This is a genomic window from uncultured Campylobacter sp. (assembly GCF_937997465.1).
GTDB lineage: Bacteria > Campylobacterota > Campylobacteria > Campylobacterales > Campylobacteraceae > Campylobacter_A.
On record NZ_CALKTQ010000024.1, the window covers coordinates 1 to 1,032 of the forward strand.

Annotated in this window: 2 protein-coding genes; both read left to right on the plus strand. The window is 52.9% G+C overall.

Annotated elements, in window-relative coordinates; translation table 11 throughout:
• Positions 1-113 precede the first annotated feature (113 nt).
• Positions 114-584 carry a 6,7-dimethyl-8-ribityllumazine synthase gene (ribH, locus tag Q0546_RS00650; protein ID WP_021090940.1) on the plus strand — a complete coding sequence of 157 codons (471 nt, stop codon included), beginning with the start codon at positions 114-116 and terminating at the stop codon, positions 582-584.
• 1 nt (position 585) lies between these two features.
• Positions 586-981: a transcription antitermination factor NusB gene (nusB, locus tag Q0546_RS00655; RefSeq protein ID WP_297937226.1), complete on the plus strand. Its 396-nt coding sequence runs from the start codon at positions 586-588 to the stop codon at positions 979-981.
• Positions 982-1,032 lie beyond the last annotated feature (51 nt).

Here is a 1,032-nt window from a genome sequence, read left to right on the forward strand (position 1 = left end):
AGCTCGGCGCTCTACCGCGAAATTTTATCGCAAGTAAGTAGCGCCTATCCTAGCTATAAGGTCATCATCACGCGTGACACGGATTACAACGGATAGAAATTTAAGGAGCAGACATGAAAATAATCGAAGGAAATTTGGCTTTAAAAGGCGGCGAGAAGGTCGCCATAGTGGGCGCGAGATTTAACCATATCATTACCGATAGGCTGGTGGAGGGCGCGAGGGACGCGTTTTTGCGTCACGGCGGGGATGAGGCGAATTTGAGCCTCATTTTGGTGCCGGGCGCGTTTGAGATACCTATGGCACTTGAAAAGGCGCTAGCCAGCGGTAAATTTGACGCGGTTTGCTGCGTGGGAGCGGTGATCCGCGGCTCTACGCCTCATTTTGACTACGTTAGCGCCGAGACCACCAAGGGCATCGCAAACGTCACGCTAAAGTACGGCAAACCGGTGACGTTTGGCGTGCTAACGGTAGATAGCATCGAGCAGGCCATCGAGAGAGCTGGCTCAAAGGCCGGAAACAAGGGCTTTGAAGCGATGACGGGCGTGATCGAGATGCTAAGCTTGTATAAAAATTTGGAGGCGTAAAATGGCAACTCGTCATCAGGTCAGGCAGGCCGTCGTTTCGCTACTATACGCGCGCGAAATGGGCAGCTGCAACGAGGAGTTCGTTGAGGAATTTTTAGAAGAAAAAAAGATCAGAAACGATCAGCGAAGCCTCGCACTGTCGCTTTTTCACGGCATTTTGGAGCACGCAGATGAGCTTGACGGGCTACTAAACGCGCGCCTAAAAGAGTGGAAGATAAACGAGATCGGCAGTATCGAGCGCGCCGTGCTTAGGCTGGGGGCGTACGAGATGAAATTTACCCCGACCGATAAGGCCGTCATCATAAACGAGGGCATCGAGCTTGGCAAAGAGCTGGGCGGCGACTCGGCGCCGAAATTTATAAACGGCGTGCTAGATGCGCTAAAGGCCGATCTGTGAAGCTCTGCGTCGCGCTTGATCTGGGCTCGAAGCAGCAGTGTTTGCAGCTAG